The organism is Pseudomonas parafulva (genome assembly GCF_002021815.1).
Taxonomy (GTDB): Bacteria; Pseudomonadota; Gammaproteobacteria; order Pseudomonadales; family Pseudomonadaceae; genus Aquipseudomonas; species Aquipseudomonas parafulva_B.
In genome coordinates this window covers 3,499,270-3,513,049 of record NZ_CP019952.1, presented here as the reverse complement: position 1 = coordinate 3,513,049, position 13,780 = coordinate 3,499,270, and the positions used below count along the sequence as shown (strand labels likewise).

At 62.1% G+C, this 13,780-nt stretch carries 11 protein-coding genes; 9 read left to right on the top strand and 2 right to left on the bottom strand.

Annotated elements, in window-relative coordinates; translation table 11 throughout:
- Window position 1 precedes the first annotated feature (1 nt).
- Complete coding sequence (locus B2J77_RS15780; RefSeq protein WP_078478987.1) at window positions 2-2,701, bottom strand: [protein-PII] uridylyltransferase; 2,700 nt, start codon at window positions 2,699-2,701, stop codon at window positions 2-4.
- A 38-nt stretch (window positions 2,702-2,739) separates the two neighbouring features.
- A complete protein-coding gene (map, locus tag B2J77_RS15775; RefSeq protein WP_078478986.1) occupies window positions 2,740-3,522 on the bottom strand; it encodes a type I methionyl aminopeptidase in 783 nt (260 codons plus the stop codon).
- 348 nt (window positions 3,523-3,870) lie between these two features.
- Here map and rpsB point away from each other — a divergent pair, with 348 nt between their 5' ends.
- The 9 genes from rpsB to bamA all read left to right on the top strand — a co-directional run bounded on the left by rpsB (window position 3,871) and on the right by bamA (window position 13,764).
- On the top strand, window positions 3,871-4,608 hold the full coding sequence (gene rpsB / locus B2J77_RS15770) for a 30S ribosomal protein S2 (RefSeq protein WP_003252287.1): 738 nt from the start codon (window positions 3,871-3,873) through the stop codon (window positions 4,606-4,608).
- Between the two features lie 182 nt (window positions 4,609-4,790).
- Window positions 4,791-5,654 carry a translation elongation factor Ts gene (gene tsf / locus B2J77_RS15765; RefSeq protein WP_058603722.1) on the top strand — a complete coding sequence of 288 codons (864 nt, stop codon included), beginning with the start codon at window positions 4,791-4,793 and terminating at the stop codon, window positions 5,652-5,654.
- Window positions 5,655-5,834: 180 nt separating this feature from the next.
- The gene (gene pyrH, locus B2J77_RS15760; protein WP_023534028.1) at window positions 5,835-6,578 is read left to right on the top strand and encodes a UMP kinase; all 744 of its coding nucleotides are present in this window, start codon (window positions 5,835-5,837) and stop codon (window positions 6,576-6,578) included.
- Complete coding sequence (frr, locus tag B2J77_RS15755) at window positions 6,575-7,132, top strand: ribosome recycling factor (RefSeq protein WP_058639521.1); 558 nt, start codon at window positions 6,575-6,577, stop codon at window positions 7,130-7,132. The genes pyrH and frr overlap by 4 nt, the downstream gene beginning before the upstream one ends.
- A gap of 16 nt (window positions 7,133-7,148) precedes the next feature.
- Window positions 7,149-7,904, top strand: a complete 756-nt coding sequence (uppS, locus tag B2J77_RS15750; protein ID WP_027913873.1) for a polyprenyl diphosphate synthase — start codon at window positions 7,149-7,151, stop codon at window positions 7,902-7,904.
- Complete coding sequence (locus B2J77_RS15745; RefSeq protein WP_058639520.1) at window positions 7,904-8,719, top strand: phosphatidate cytidylyltransferase; 816 nt, start codon at window positions 7,904-7,906, stop codon at window positions 8,717-8,719. The genes uppS and B2J77_RS15745 overlap by 1 nt, the downstream gene beginning before the upstream one ends.
- A complete protein-coding gene (ispC, locus tag B2J77_RS15740; RefSeq protein WP_078478985.1) occupies window positions 8,716-9,906 on the top strand; it encodes a 1-deoxy-D-xylulose-5-phosphate reductoisomerase in 1,191 nt (396 codons plus the stop codon). The genes B2J77_RS15745 and ispC overlap by 4 nt, the downstream gene beginning before the upstream one ends.
- 67 nt (window positions 9,907-9,973) lie before the next feature.
- Window positions 9,974-11,326 carry an RIP metalloprotease RseP gene (gene rseP / locus B2J77_RS15735; protein WP_078478984.1) on the top strand — a complete coding sequence of 451 codons (1,353 nt, stop codon included), beginning with the start codon at window positions 9,974-9,976 and terminating at the stop codon, window positions 11,324-11,326.
- A 74-nt stretch (window positions 11,327-11,400) separates the two neighbouring features.
- The gene (gene bamA / locus B2J77_RS15730) at window positions 11,401-13,764 is read left to right on the top strand and encodes an outer membrane protein assembly factor BamA (RefSeq protein ID WP_058639518.1); all 2,364 of its coding nucleotides are present in this window, start codon (window positions 11,401-11,403) and stop codon (window positions 13,762-13,764) included.
- The last annotated feature ends 16 nt before the right edge of the window (window positions 13,765-13,780 follow it).

Sequence of the window (13,780 nt, the reverse complement as noted above, 5' to 3'; positions counted from 1 at the left end):
GTCAAAAGGTCACGCGGGCAGGGCTGGCGCTGGCCTGCCCTGCTTGCAGTTGTTGCACGATGGCTTCCTGCAGGCGGCTGCACAGTTGCGGGTCGGACAGTGGCTGGTTGTCGGCATCGGTGATGAAGAACACGTCCTCCACCCGCTCGCCCAAGGTGGCAATCTTGGCGTTCTGCAACGACAGGTCGAACTCCAGGAAGATGCGCCCCAGCCGCGCCAGCAGGCCCGGCCGGTCGGGCGCGGTGATTTCGAGAATGGTCACCGGGCGCTGGGCGTCGTTGAGGATGGTCACCTGCGGCGGGAAGTCGAAGTGCTTGAGTTGGCGCGGCACCCGACGCTGGATGATCGTGGGGTAGTCCTCGGGGTTGCGCAGGGCCTCGGTCAGGCCGTCGCGAATCTGCCTGACCCGCTGCGGGTTGTCGCCGATCGCACCGCCGTCGTTATCCAGCACGATGTAGGTGTCCAGGGTGAACTGGCTACTGGAGGTGATGATGCGGGCGTCGTGGATGTTCAGGTTCAACTGCGACATGGCCGCCACCGTCACGGCGAAGAAATCGTGCTGGTCAGGGGCATAGATGAAGATCTGGGTCCCGCCTTCGAATTCGCGCTGGGTGGTTTCCTTGATCAACACCAGCGGGCCGCCGTCAGCGGGCTGTTGCAGGATGGCGTCGGTGTGCCAGGCCACGTCGGAGGCGGTGTGCTTGAGGAAGTAATCATCCCCCAGCTGAGACCACAACTGCTCCACGTCATCCGGGTCGGTGCCGTCGCGCACCAGCGTGTCCAGTGCCGAGGACTGGGTCTGGCGGATCTGCTCCTCACGATCCAGCGGGTTTTCAAGCCCACGGCGCAGGGCACGCTTGGTTTCGGTGTACAGCTGGCGCAACAGGCTGGCTCGCCACGAATTCCACAAGGTGGGGTTGGTGGCGTTGATATCCGCCACTGTCAGCACATAGAGGTAGTCCAGCCGCGTTTCGTCCCCTACGTGCAAGGCGAAGTCATTGATCACCTGCGGGTCGGACAAATCCTTGCGCTGGGCGGTGGTGGACATGACCAGGTGGTTCTGCACCAGCCAGGCGATCAACCGGCTGTCCCAGGCAGGGAGTTGGTGGCGCTCGCAGAACTTGAGGGCATCCACCGCGCCGAGCTCGGAATGATCGCCCTGACGGCCCTTGCCAATGTCGTGGTAGAGGCCGGCCAGGTAGATCAGCTCAGGCTTGGGCAAGCGGCCCATGAGCTTGCTGGCCAGCGGGAATTTCTCCGACACCGGCGTGTACTGCAGCTTGCGCAGGTGCTTGATCAGGTTGAGGGTGTGGGCATCGACGGTATAGATGTGGAACAGGTCATGCTGCATCTGCCCGACGATCAGCCCGAACTCCGGCAGGTAGCGCCCGAGGATGCCGTACCGGTTCATGCGCCGCAGGTTGCGATGAATACCGATTTCACACTTGAACAGCTCGATGAACAAACTGGTGTTGCGGATATCGTTGCGGAAGGTGTCGTCGATCAGGTGCCGATGCTCGCGCAGCAGGCGTACCGTATCGGCACGCACGCCCTTGATTTCCGGGTGCTGGGCCATCAGCACGAACATTTCCAGCATGGCGAACGGCGTGCGCTTGAACACGTTCGGGCGCACGGCCTCGATGTAGCCGTCATGCAGGCGGAAGCGTGCATTGAGCGGTTGGGTGGTGCCGCTGTCGTCGTCGGCGAGAATGACTTCCTCAAAATGCTGGATGATCAGGTCGCACAATTGACTGATGCTCATCACCACCCGGTAGTACTGCTGCATGAACTGCTCAATGGCACGCTTGGGGTTTTCGTCGCTGTAGCCCAGCAGGGCGGCGATGCTGCGCTGGTGGTCGAACAGCAGGCGGTCCTCGGCACGGCCGGCGAGCATGTGCAGGGCGTAACGCACCCGCCACAGGAAGTCCTGGGAGGAGGCCAGGAGCGCGTTCTCGCTTTCCAGCAGAAAGCCTTCGCCGGCCAGGGCATGCAGGTTCAGGGTGCCGTACTGGCGGCGCGCCACCCACAGCACGGTCTGGATGTCCCGCAGCCCGCCAGGCGAACCCTTGACGTTGGGCTCGAGGTTGTACTCGGTGTCGTTGTACTTGTGGTGACGCGCCTGCAGCTCGGCGCGCTTGGCCAGGAAGAACTCGCGGCTCGGCCACATGTGCGCCGTGCTGGTGACCTCGAGCATGCGCTGGCGCAGGGCTTCCGGGCCGGCGATGGTGCGGCTCTCCATCATGTTGGTGATGATGGTGAGGTCGGCGCGGGCCTGTTCGGCACACTCGTCGACGGTGCGCACGCTCTGGCCGACCTCCAGGCCGATGTCCCACAGCAGGGTCAGAAAGCGCTCGATGGCGTCGCGATACCGCTCATGCTCGGCATCACCCAGCAGGATGAGCAGGTCGATGTCCGAGTGCGGGTGAAGCTCACCACGCCCGTAGCCGCCGACCGCCACCAGGGAAATGCCGTCCTGCGCGCCCCAGTCGAACTGGTTCCAGGCCTGCTGCAGGACGTTGTCCACCAGCCAGGCCCGGGCCTGGATCAGTGGGCGGATGGCGTGGCCTGCGCGAAAGCGTCTGTCCAGCACCTCGCCCGCCTGGCGAATGGCCTTCTTGAAGGCGGGTATGGGGCTGGCCTTGAGGGCCAGTTCCGCCTGGAACTGACCACGGTCGAACAGTTCGGGGTCGAGCTGGGGCATGGGGTCAGGTTCCTGTCATCGAAGGCTGCTAGGGTGGCTCAGGCCGAAGTGCGGGCGATGGTGTCGTCCTTGCGCAGGGTGAAGATCTCGTACCCGGTCGCCGTGACCACCAGGGTATGCTCCCACTGCGCCGAGAGCTTGCGGTCCTTGGTGATCGCGGTCCAGCCATCGCCCAGCACCTTGGTGTCGGCCTTGCCCTGGTTGATCATCGGCTCGATGGTGAAGGTCATGCCTTCCTTGAGTTCCATGCCAGTGCCGGCGCGGCCGTAATGGAGGATCTGCGGCTCTTCGTGGAACACCTTGCCGATGCCATGACCGCAGAACTCGCGCACCACCGAGAAGCCGTTCTTCTCGGCGTGCTTCTGGATGACTTCGCCGATGTCGCCCAGGCGGCAGCCCGGCTTGACCAGCTCGATGGCCTTGTATAGGCATTCCTGTGTGACCTGGGACAGGCGCTCGGCCCATATCGGCACGGTGCCGACGTGGAACATGCGGCTGGTGTCGCCGTGGTAGCCGTCCTTGATCACCGTGATGTCGATGTTCAGGGTATCGCCATTTTTCAGGGGCTTGTCATTGGGGATACCGTGACAGACCACGTGGTTGATGGACGTGCAGATGGACTTGGGGTAGCCCTTGTAGTTGAGCGGCGCCGGGATGGCCTGCTGGACATTGACAATGTAGTCGTGGCACAGGCGATCGAGCTCTTCGGTGGTGACACCGGGCTTGACATGCTCCTCGATCATTTCCAGCACGTCGGCTGCCAGGCGGCCGGCGATGCGCATCTTCTCGATGTCTTCTGCAGTCTTGATGGTGACGGTCATTACAGGCTCTCTACTCGGCGCCGCAGACGGCGCGTTCAAATCGGGAAAGGCGTCATTCTATCAGAGGTGCGGGCTCGTAGCGGCACGCTGCCCTTGCAAAGGCATCCCTCCAACCGCCCTGGCCGTGCGCTGGCGCCCATGCCCTGCCGTCCGGCGATTGGGGGGTGAGTTTCGTGTTTTGTTTACGCGCAGCCTGTGGTATAACATGCGCCGCTTTCGGAGCCAGCTCCGTCTGCATCCAAACCCACACACGTGTCGACACGATGGCCTGGGTGCCCCGAGCTTCAGGGTTCGCGGGTTGGTCATTGGGATACGTGGAGGCCCAACCCGACTTATCAAGGAACTATCATGTCCCAAGTCAACATGCGCGATATGCTGAAGGCCGGTGTGCACTTCGGCCACCAGACCCGTTACTGGAACCCGAAAATGGGCAAGTACATTTTCGGTGCGCGCAACAAGATCCACATCGTCAACCTGGAAAAAACCCTGCCGATGTTCAACGACGCTCTGTCGTTCGTTGAGCGCCTGGCCCAGGGCAAGAACAAGATCCTGTTCGTCGGCACCAAGCGTTCCGCCGGCAAGATCGTCGCCGAGCAAGCTGCTCGCTGCGGTTCGCCGTACGTTGACCACCGTTGGTTGGGCGGCATGCTGACCAACTACAAGACCATCCGTGCTTCGATCAAGCGTCTGCGCGACCTGGAAACTCAGGCCGAAGATGGCACCTTTGCCAAGCTGACCAAGAAAGAAGCCCTGATGCGCTCCCGCGATCTGGAAAAACTGGACCGCAGCCTGGGCGGCATCAAGGACATGGGCGGTCTGCCTGACGCTCTGTTCGTCATCGACGTTGATCACGAGCGCATCGCGATCACCGAAGCCAACAAACTGGGTATCCCGGTCATTGGTGTTGTCGATACCAACAGCAGCCCGGAAGGTGTTGACTACATCATCCCAGGTAACGATGACGCCATTCGCGCTATCGAGCTGTACATGACTTCCATGGCTGACGCTGTCATCCGTGGCCGCAACAATGTTGCTGGCGGCACCGAAGTCTACGCTGAAGAAGCGGCTGCACCTGCTGCCGAGTAATAGACGCTAGCGTCGACTTGGCACGCGAAAAGGGGGCTATGCCCCCTTTTTGCCACCTTGAAATCCTGCTGTCGACAGCCGTCCCTTCCATGGGCATGCAGGCACAGACAGCGGATTAGCAGAATTGAACGCCCGTCACAAACGGGTGGAATGGTTGAAAAACTTTCCAAGAGGATTTTGAAATGGCAGCAATTACTGCAGCGCTGGTCAAAGAACTGCGCGAGCGTACCGGCGAAGGCATGATGGATTGCAAGAAAGCCCTGGAAAAGGCTGGCGGCGACATCGAAAAAGCCATTGACGACATGCGTGCCTCGGGCGCCATCAAGGCCGCCAAGAAGGCTGGCAACGTGGCTGCCGAAGGCGCGATCGCCGTCAAGACCGACGGCAAGGCCGCCGTACTGCTGGAAGTGAACTCGCAGACCGACTTCCTGGCCCTGCAAGACGACTTCAAGAACTTCGTCGCCGAAAGCCTGGAAGAAGCCTTCGCCCAGAAGCTGACCGACGCCGCTCCGCTGATCGCCTCGCGTGAAGCTGCCCGTGAAGCCCTGGTCGCCAAGTGCGGCGAAAACGTCAACATCCGTCGCCTGGTGCGCGTGGAAGGCGACGTAGTCGGCGCCTACCTGCACGGCAACAAGATCGGTGCTGTCGTTGTCCTGAAAGGCGGTGACGTCGAGCTGGCCAAGAACATCGCCATGCACGTTGCAGCGTCCAACCCCGAGTTCCTGGACTCGTCGGAAATCTCCGCCGAAGCCATCGAGCGCGAGAAGGGTGTCTTCCTGCAGCTGAACGCCGACAAGATCGCCGGCAAGCCGGAAAACATCGTTGAAAACATGATCAACGGCCGCATCACCAAGTTCAAGGCTGAAGCCTCGCTCAAAGAGCAGGCGTTCGTCATGAACCCGGAAGTCAAGGTCGGCGAACTGGCTAAGAAAGCCGGTGCTGAAATCGTTTCCTTCACCTACTTCAAGGTTGGCGAAGGCATCGAGAAGCCAGTCGACGACTTCGCTGCTGAAGTTGCCGCACAGGTTGCTGCTGCCAAGCAGTAAGACAGCCCCGTCTGTCGCCCCAAAGAGGCTGCCCGCTCACGCGCGCAGCCTCTTTGTCAAAGCGGCGAGGCGTTTACACAACGCTGCCGCCGCTGGCGCCGAAACGGTGCCACGCTACAGTTAGCAGGCTGCAAACAGCCCGCACGAATTTTCTACAGTACGCCGCAGGAGAGACTCGCAATGGCTCAGCAGGTGAGTGGTCGCCAACCTCGCTATAAACGCATTTTGCTCAAACTTAGCGGCGAGGCCCTGATGGGCTCCGAAGACTTCGGGATCGACCCGAAGGTGCTCGATCGCATGGCCCTGGAAGTCGGGCAGCTGGTCGGTATCGGTGTGCAGGTCGGCCTGGTCATCGGTGGTGGCAACCTGTTCCGAGGGGCCGCACTGAGCGCCGCCGGCATGGATCGCGTCACCGGCGACCACATGGGGATGCTGGCCACCGTGATGAACGCCCTGGCCATGCGCGATGCGCTGGAGCGCTCGAACATCCCGGCACTGGTCATGTCGGCCATCTCCATGGTGGGCGTCACCGATCACTATGACCGTCGCAAAGCGATTCGCCACCTCAACTCCGGGGATGTGGTAATTTTCTCCGCCGGTACCGGCAACCCGTTCTTTACCACCGACTCGGCAGCCTGCCTGCGGGCCATCGAAATCGATGCCGACGTGGTGCTCAAGGCGACCAAGGTCGATGGTGTGTACACTGCCGATCCATTCAAGGACCCGCATGCCGAGAAGTTCGATCGCCTGACCTATGACGAGGTCCTGGATCGTAAGCTCGGCGTGATGGACTTGACCGCAATCTGCCTGTGCCGTGACCACGGCATGCCATTGCGGGTATTCAACATGAACAAGCCAGGCGCCCTGCTGAACATCGTGGTGGGCGGCGCTGAAGGCACTCTGATCGAGGAAGGCCAAGCATGATCAACGACATCAAGAAAGACGCGCAGGAGCGCATGACCAAGTCCATCGAGGCCCTGGGCCGCAACCTGGCGGCCATCCGCACCGGTCGCGCACACCCAAGCATTCTGGACAGCGTCAAGGTCACTGCCTGGGGTAGCGAGATGCCGCTGAACCAGGTCGCTGCGATCAGCGTCGAGGACGCGCGCACCCTGAAGATCGTCGCTCACGACAAGAACCTGAGCGCTGCTATCGAGAAGGCCATCCTGACCTCCGACCTCGGCCTCAACCCATCGAGCGCCGGCACCACCATCCGTGTGCCGATGCCTGCCCTGACCGAAGAAACCCGCAAGGGCTACACCAAGCAGGCCAGCGGCGTTGCCGAAGACGCCAAGGTCGCCGTGCGCAACGTGCGTCGTGACGCCCTGGCGGACTTGAAGAAGCTGACCAAGGACAAGGCCATCAGCGAAGACGAAGAGCGCCGCGCCGCCGATGACATCCAGAAGCTGACGGACAAGTTCGTCGCCGAGGTGGATGCAGCCTTCAAAGCCAAGGAAAAGGACCTGATGGCCGTCTAAGGCCAGGTTTTTTTTAATGGAAAAGACCAAGCCAGCGGTGCCTCCCTCGGTGCCGCGTCACGTCGCGATCATCATGGACGGCAACAACCGCTGGGCGAAACGACGCTTGTTGCCTGGCGTTGCCGGGCACAAGGCGGGTGTCGATGCCGTGCGTGCAGTCATCGAAGTCTGCGCCGAGGCCGGCGTCGAAGTGCTGACCCTCTTTGCCTTCTCCAGTGAGAACTGGCAGCGCCCTGCCGATGAGGTCGGTGCGTTGATGGAGTTGTTCTTCTCGGCGCTGCGCCGCGAGGCGCGTCGCTTGAACGACAACAACATCAGCCTGCGCATCATCGGTGACCGCTCCCGCTTTCACCCGGAACTGCAGGCTGCCATGCGCGAAGCCGAGGCGCTGACCGCAGGCAATAGCCGTTTCATCCTGCAGATCGCCGCCAACTACGGTGGGCAGTGGGACATCGCCCAGGCCGCGCAGCGGCTGGCGCGTGAAGTCCAGGCTGGCCATCTGCGCCCCGATGACATCACCCCGGGGTTGTTGCAGACGTGCCTTGCGACCGGCGAGCAGCCCTTGCCGGACTTGTGCATCCGTACCGGTGGCGAGCATCGCATCAGCAATTTCCTGTTGTGGCAACTGGCCTACGCCGAGTTGTATTTCTCCGACCTTTACTGGCCGGACTTCAAACACGAAGCCATGCGCAGTGCATTGGCTGATTTCGCTTCGCGCCAGCGCCGCTTTGGTAAGACCAGCGAGCAGGTCGAGGCTGGAGCGCGTGCTTAATGCTTAAACAACGCATCATTACCGCGCTGATCCTGTTGCCGATAGCGCTGGGTGGGTTCTTCCTGCTCGAGGGGGGCAACTTCGCCCTGTTCATCGGCCTGGTGGTAACGCTCGGCGCCTGGGAGTGGGCGCGTTTGGCGGGGTTGATGGCTCAGCCCCTGCGTGTCACCTATGCCCTGGTCGTCGCTGGGGCATTGATGCTGCTGTACATCCTCCCGGAACTGGCCCCCTGGGTGCTTGGGGCGGCCGTCATCTGGTGGGGGCTGGCCACCTGGCTGGTGCTGACCTACCCGCGCACCAGCGAACTGTGGGCCAGTGCCGCCTGCCGGCTGTTGATCGGCCTGCTGGTGTTGCTGCCGGCCTGGCAAGGCCTGGTGCTGCTCAAGCACTGGCCGCTGGGTAACTGGCTGATCCTGTCGGTCATGGCTTTGGTCTGGGCGGCCGACATCGGTGCGTACTTTTCCGGCAGGGCCTTCGGCAAGCGCAAGCTGGCGCCGCAGGTCAGCCCTGGCAAGAGCTGGGAAGGCGTCTACGGCGGGTTGGCGGTCAGCCTGGTGATCACCCTGGTGGTGGGTATCAGTCGTGACTGGAGCTTCGGTCAGCTACTGCTCGGCCTGGCAGGCGCTGCACTGGTGGTGATGGCCTCGGTGATCGGAGACCTGACCGAAAGCATGTTCAAGCGCCGCTCGGGCATCAAGGACAGCAGCAACCTGCTACCCGGCCACGGTGGCGTGCTCGACCGCATCGACAGCCTGACGGCGGCCATTCCATTGTTCGCCGTGCTGTTGTGGGCGGCCGAATGGGGTGTGATGTGAGTCAGGTGCAACGCATTACCGTACTTGGGGCGACCGGCTCCATCGGCCTGAGCACCCTGGACGTGATCGCTCGCCATCCTGAGCGCTATCAGGCCTTCGCCTTGACCGGCTACACGCGCATAGAGGAGCTGTTGACCCTGTGCGTGCGGCATCGCCCGGCCTATGCCGTGGTGCCGAGCGCTGAGGCGGCGGGGCGCCTGCGTGCGGGCCTGACGGCGGCAGGCTGCGCTACCGAAGTGCTGGAAGGCGAGGCCGGGTTGTGCCAGGTAGCCTGTGCCAGTGAAGTGGATGCGGTCATGGCCGCCATCGTCGGCGCGGCAGGCTTGCGGCCAACCCTGGCGGCCGTGCAGGCCGGCAAGAAAGTGCTGCTGGCCAACAAGGAAGCGCTGGTCATGTCCGGCGCCCTGTTCATGGACGCCGTGCGCCAGTCGGGCGCGGTGTTGCTGCCAATTGACAGCGAGCACAACGCCATCTTCCAGTGCATGCCCAGCGACTACGCGCGCGGATTGAGCGCTGTGGGGGTGCGCCGCATTCTGCTGACGGCCTCGGGTGGGCCGTTCCGTCAGACATCGACCGAGGCCTTGCTGGACGTCACGCCTGAACAGGCGTGCGCCCACCCGAACTGGTCGATGGGGCGCAAGATTTCCGTCGACTCGGCGAGCATGATGAACAAGGGCCTGGAGTTGATCGAGGCCTGCTGGCTGTTCGATGCGCCGCCAAGCCTGGTCGAGGTGGTGGTGCACCCGCAAAGCGTGATCCACTCGCTGGTCGATTACGTCGACGGTTCGGTGCTGGCGCAGTTGGGTAATCCGGACATGCGTACCCCCATCGCCAATGCGCTGGCCTGGCCGGAGCGAATCGATTCCGGGGTGGCCCCGCTGGACCTGTTCAGCATTGCTCGCCTGGATTTCGAGGCGCCCGATGAGCAGCGTTTCCCCTGTCTGCGCCTGGCGCGACAGGCGGCGCAGGTGGGCAACAGCGCCCCTGCCGTGCTCAATGCGGCCAACGAAGTGGCGGTGCAGACGTTCCTCCAGGGTCGTATCCGCTTCCCGGAGATCGCGAGTATGATCGAACAGGTACTGGACCAGGAGTCCGTGGTGCCGCTGACTTCGCTGGAGGCAGTGTTTGCCGCCGACCAGCGAGCGCGCGAGCTGGCCTGGGCCTGGCTGCACCGCAACGGCCGCTGAGGCGGGCTGGCCCGGTTATCGACAACAGCATCCCCACTGACCCATTGCTCATCATTCGGAGATGGACATGACAGCGCTCTACACGATCATTGGTACGCTCGTCGCCTTGGGTGTGCTGGTCACCTTCCACGAGTTCGGCCACTTCTGGGTGGCGCGTCGCTGTGGCGTGAAAGTGCTGCGTTTCTCGGTGGGCTTCGGTACGCCGCTGGTGCGCTGGCATGATCGTCAGGGCACCGAGTTCGTCATCGCTGCCATTCCGCTGGGCGGCTACGTGAAGATGCTCGACGAGCGCGAAGGCGATGTGCCCCCTGCGCTGGTGGGCCAATCGTTCAATCGCAAGCCGGTCGGCCAGCGCATTGCGATCGTGGCCGCCGGGCCGGTCGCCAACTTCCTGCTGGCCATCTTCTTCTTCTGGGTATTGGCAATGCTTGGCAGCCAGCAGATCCGGCCGGTCATCGGCACCGTCGAGACGGGTAGCCTGGCGGCGGCTGCAGGGCTGACGGCCGGCCAGGAGATCGTCTCGGTGGACGGCAAGCCGACCAACGGCTGGTCGGCAGTCAATCTGCAGTTGGTGCGCCGCCTGGGTGAGAGTGGCACGCTGAACATCGGTGTGCGCGATGAGGGCGGCAGTGCCGAGCAACAGCGCCAGGTGAAACTCGACCAGTGGTTGAAAGGCGCCGATGAGCCTGATCCGATTCGCTCGCTGGGCCTTGAACCCTGGCGCCCGGCCATCGTGCCGGTGCTAGCCGAGATCGATCCCAAGGGGCCGGCCGCGGCTGCAGGCTTGAAAACCGGTGACCGGTTGCTGGGCGTCGGCGGCCAGTCGGTGAGCGAATGGCAGCAGGTGGTCGATAGCGTGCGCGCGCGGCCCGGCGCCCAGGTGGTAGTGCGTCTGGAGCGTGACGGTGCGCCGCTGGACATACCGGTGACGCTGGGCGCGAAGGGCGAAGGTGAGGCCGCTGCAGGCTACCTGGGAGCGGGCGTCAAGGGCGGTCAATGGCCGGCCTCGATGCTGCGCGAAGTCAGCTATGGGCCGGTGGAGGCGGTGGGTGAAGGCCTGTCGCGCACCTGGAACATGAGCGTGCTCACGCTCCAGTCACTGAAGAAAATGCTGTTCGGTGAGCTCTCGGTAAAAAACTTGAGTGGACCGATAACCATTGCTAAAGTGGCGGGCGCTTCAGCCCAGTCCGGCGTGGGGGATTTCCTGAATTTCCTGGCCTACCTGAGCATAAGCCTGGGGGTTCTTAACCTGCTGCCCATCCCGGTACTGGATGGGGGGCACTTGCTGTTCTACCTGGTTGAATGGGCGCGCGGTCGTCCGTTGTCTGATCGGGTACAAGGTTGGGGGGTCCAGATCGGTATCAGTTTGGTCTTGGGGGTGATGCTGCTCGCCCTGATCAACGATCTGGGTCGACTATAAAAGCTTCGCTCAATTGCGAAACCTGTCGTTCATGACGGCAGGTTGTTTATTGCCAGTTGGAATAAAAGGACTTCATGAAACGTCTGTTGCTAACTGCGGTGCTCTCCGCACTGATGATCGCTGAAGTTCACGCCGAGTCCTTCACCATCTCCGATATCCGCGTCAACGGCCTGCAGCGGGTTTCCGCGGGCAGCGTCTTTGGTGCCTTGCCCCTCAACGTGGGCGACCAGGCCGATGACCGGCGCCTGGTGGAGTCGACCCGCTCGCTGTTCAAGACCGGGTTTTTCCAGGACATCGAGCTGAACCGTGATGGCAACGTGCTGATCATCAATGTGGTCGAGCGCCCGTCGGTATCGAGCATCGAGATCGAAGGCAACAAGGCGATCAGTACCGAAGACCTGATGAAGGGCCTGAAGCAATCGGGCCTGGCCGAAGGCGAGATCTTCCAGCGTGCCACCCTCGAAGGCGTGCGTAACGAGCTGCAGCGCCAGTACGTGGCCCAGGGCCGTTACTCGGCCGAGGTCGACGCCGAGGTGGTGCCGCAGCCGCGCAACCGTGTGGCCCTGAAGATCAAGATCAACGAGGGCACCGTCGCTGCCATCCAGCACATCAACATCGTTGGCAACAACGTGTTCGATGACGACACCCTGGGGCAGCTGTTCGAGCTCAAGACGACTAACTGGTTGTCCTTCTTCAAGAACGACGACAAGTATGCCCGTGAAAAACTGTCCGGTGACCTGGAACGTCTGCGTTCCTACTACCTGGACCGCGGCTACATCAACATGGACATCGCGTCCACCCAGGTGTCCATCACGCCTGACAAGAAGCACGTCTACATCACCGTCAACATCAACGAAGGCGAGAAATACACCGTCCGTGACGTGAAGCTCTCCGGTGACCTCAAGGTGCCGGAAGACCAGGTCAAGTCGCTGCTGCTGGTGCAGCCGGGCCAGGTGTTCTCGCGCAAGGTGATGACCAGCACGTCCGAGCTGATCACCCGTCGCCTGGGTAACGAAGGCTATACCTTCGCCAACGTCAACGGCGTGCCTCAGCCAAACGACCAGGATCACACCGTGGACATCATGTTCGTGGTCGATCCGGGCAAGCGTGCCTACGTCAACCGCATCAACTACCGCGGCAACACCAAGACCGAAGACGAAGTGCTGCGCCGCGAAATGCGTCAGATGGAAGGCGGCTGGGCATCGACCTACCTGATCGACCAATCCAAGACCCGCCTTGAGCGCCTGGGCTTTTTCAAGGACGTGAACGTCGAGACCCCACCGGTACCGGGTACCGACGACCAGGTCGACGTGAACTATAGCGTCGAGGAGCAGGCCTCCGGTTCGATCACCGCCAGCGTCGGCTTTGCCCAGAGCGCGGGCCTGATCCTGGGTGGCTCGATCAGCCAGAGCAACTTCCTGGGTACAGGTAACAAGGTGTCCGTTGGCCTGACCCGGTCCGAGTACCAGTCGCGATACAACTTCGGTTTCGTTGATCCCTACTTCACTGCCGATGGCGTGAGCCTGGGTTACAACGCCTTCTACCGCAGCACCGACTATGACGACCTCGACGTCGACGTGGCGAGCTATGCGGTGGACAGCCTGGGTGCCGGTGTGAGCCTGGGTTACCCGATCAGCGAGACGTCGCGCCTGACCTATGGGTTGAGCGTGCAGCAGGACAAGCTGAAGACGGGTAAGTACACCGTCGGTGAGATCTTTGATTTCATTGACAAGGAAGGCAGTAACTTCACCAACTTCAAAGCATCGATTGGTTGGTCCGAGTCGACCTTGAACAAGGGTGTACTGGCGACGCGGGGCCATTCTCAAAGCTTGAGCCTTGAGACCACGATCCCTGGTAGTGACTTGTCGTTCTACAAGCTCGATTACCGCGGCCAGTTGTTCAAGCCACTCAGCCAGAACTACACCTTGCGTCTGCACACAGAACTCGGCTATGGCGATGGCTTTGGGGGTACCTCTGGCTTGCCGTTCTATGAAAACTATTACGCGGGTGGTTTCAACTCTGTTCGCGGTTTCAAGGACAGTAGCCTCGGTCCCCGCAGTACCCCAAGTAAAGGGGTTGGCGAAGTTGGTCACAGACCAGGCACCATCCGCGACCCCGACCAAGACCCGCTTCCATTCGGTGGCAACGTCCTGGTTCAAGGCGGCGTCGAGTTGCTGTTCCCGCTGCCGTTCGTCAAGGACCAGCGGTCCCTGCGTACCTCGGTCTTCTGGGACGTGGGTAACGTATTCGACACCAACTGCGGTAAAAAACCGGACTGCGCTAAGGTCGGTTTCTCCGACATGGCCAGTTCGGTCGGTCTTGGCGTGACGTGGATCACGGCCTTGGGCCCGTTGAGCTTCAGCCTGGCGATGCCGATCAAGAAGCCGGACGAGGCAGACACCCAGGTGTTCCAATTCTCTCTGGGCCAGACCTTCTAAGGTCGGCCCTTGCTTA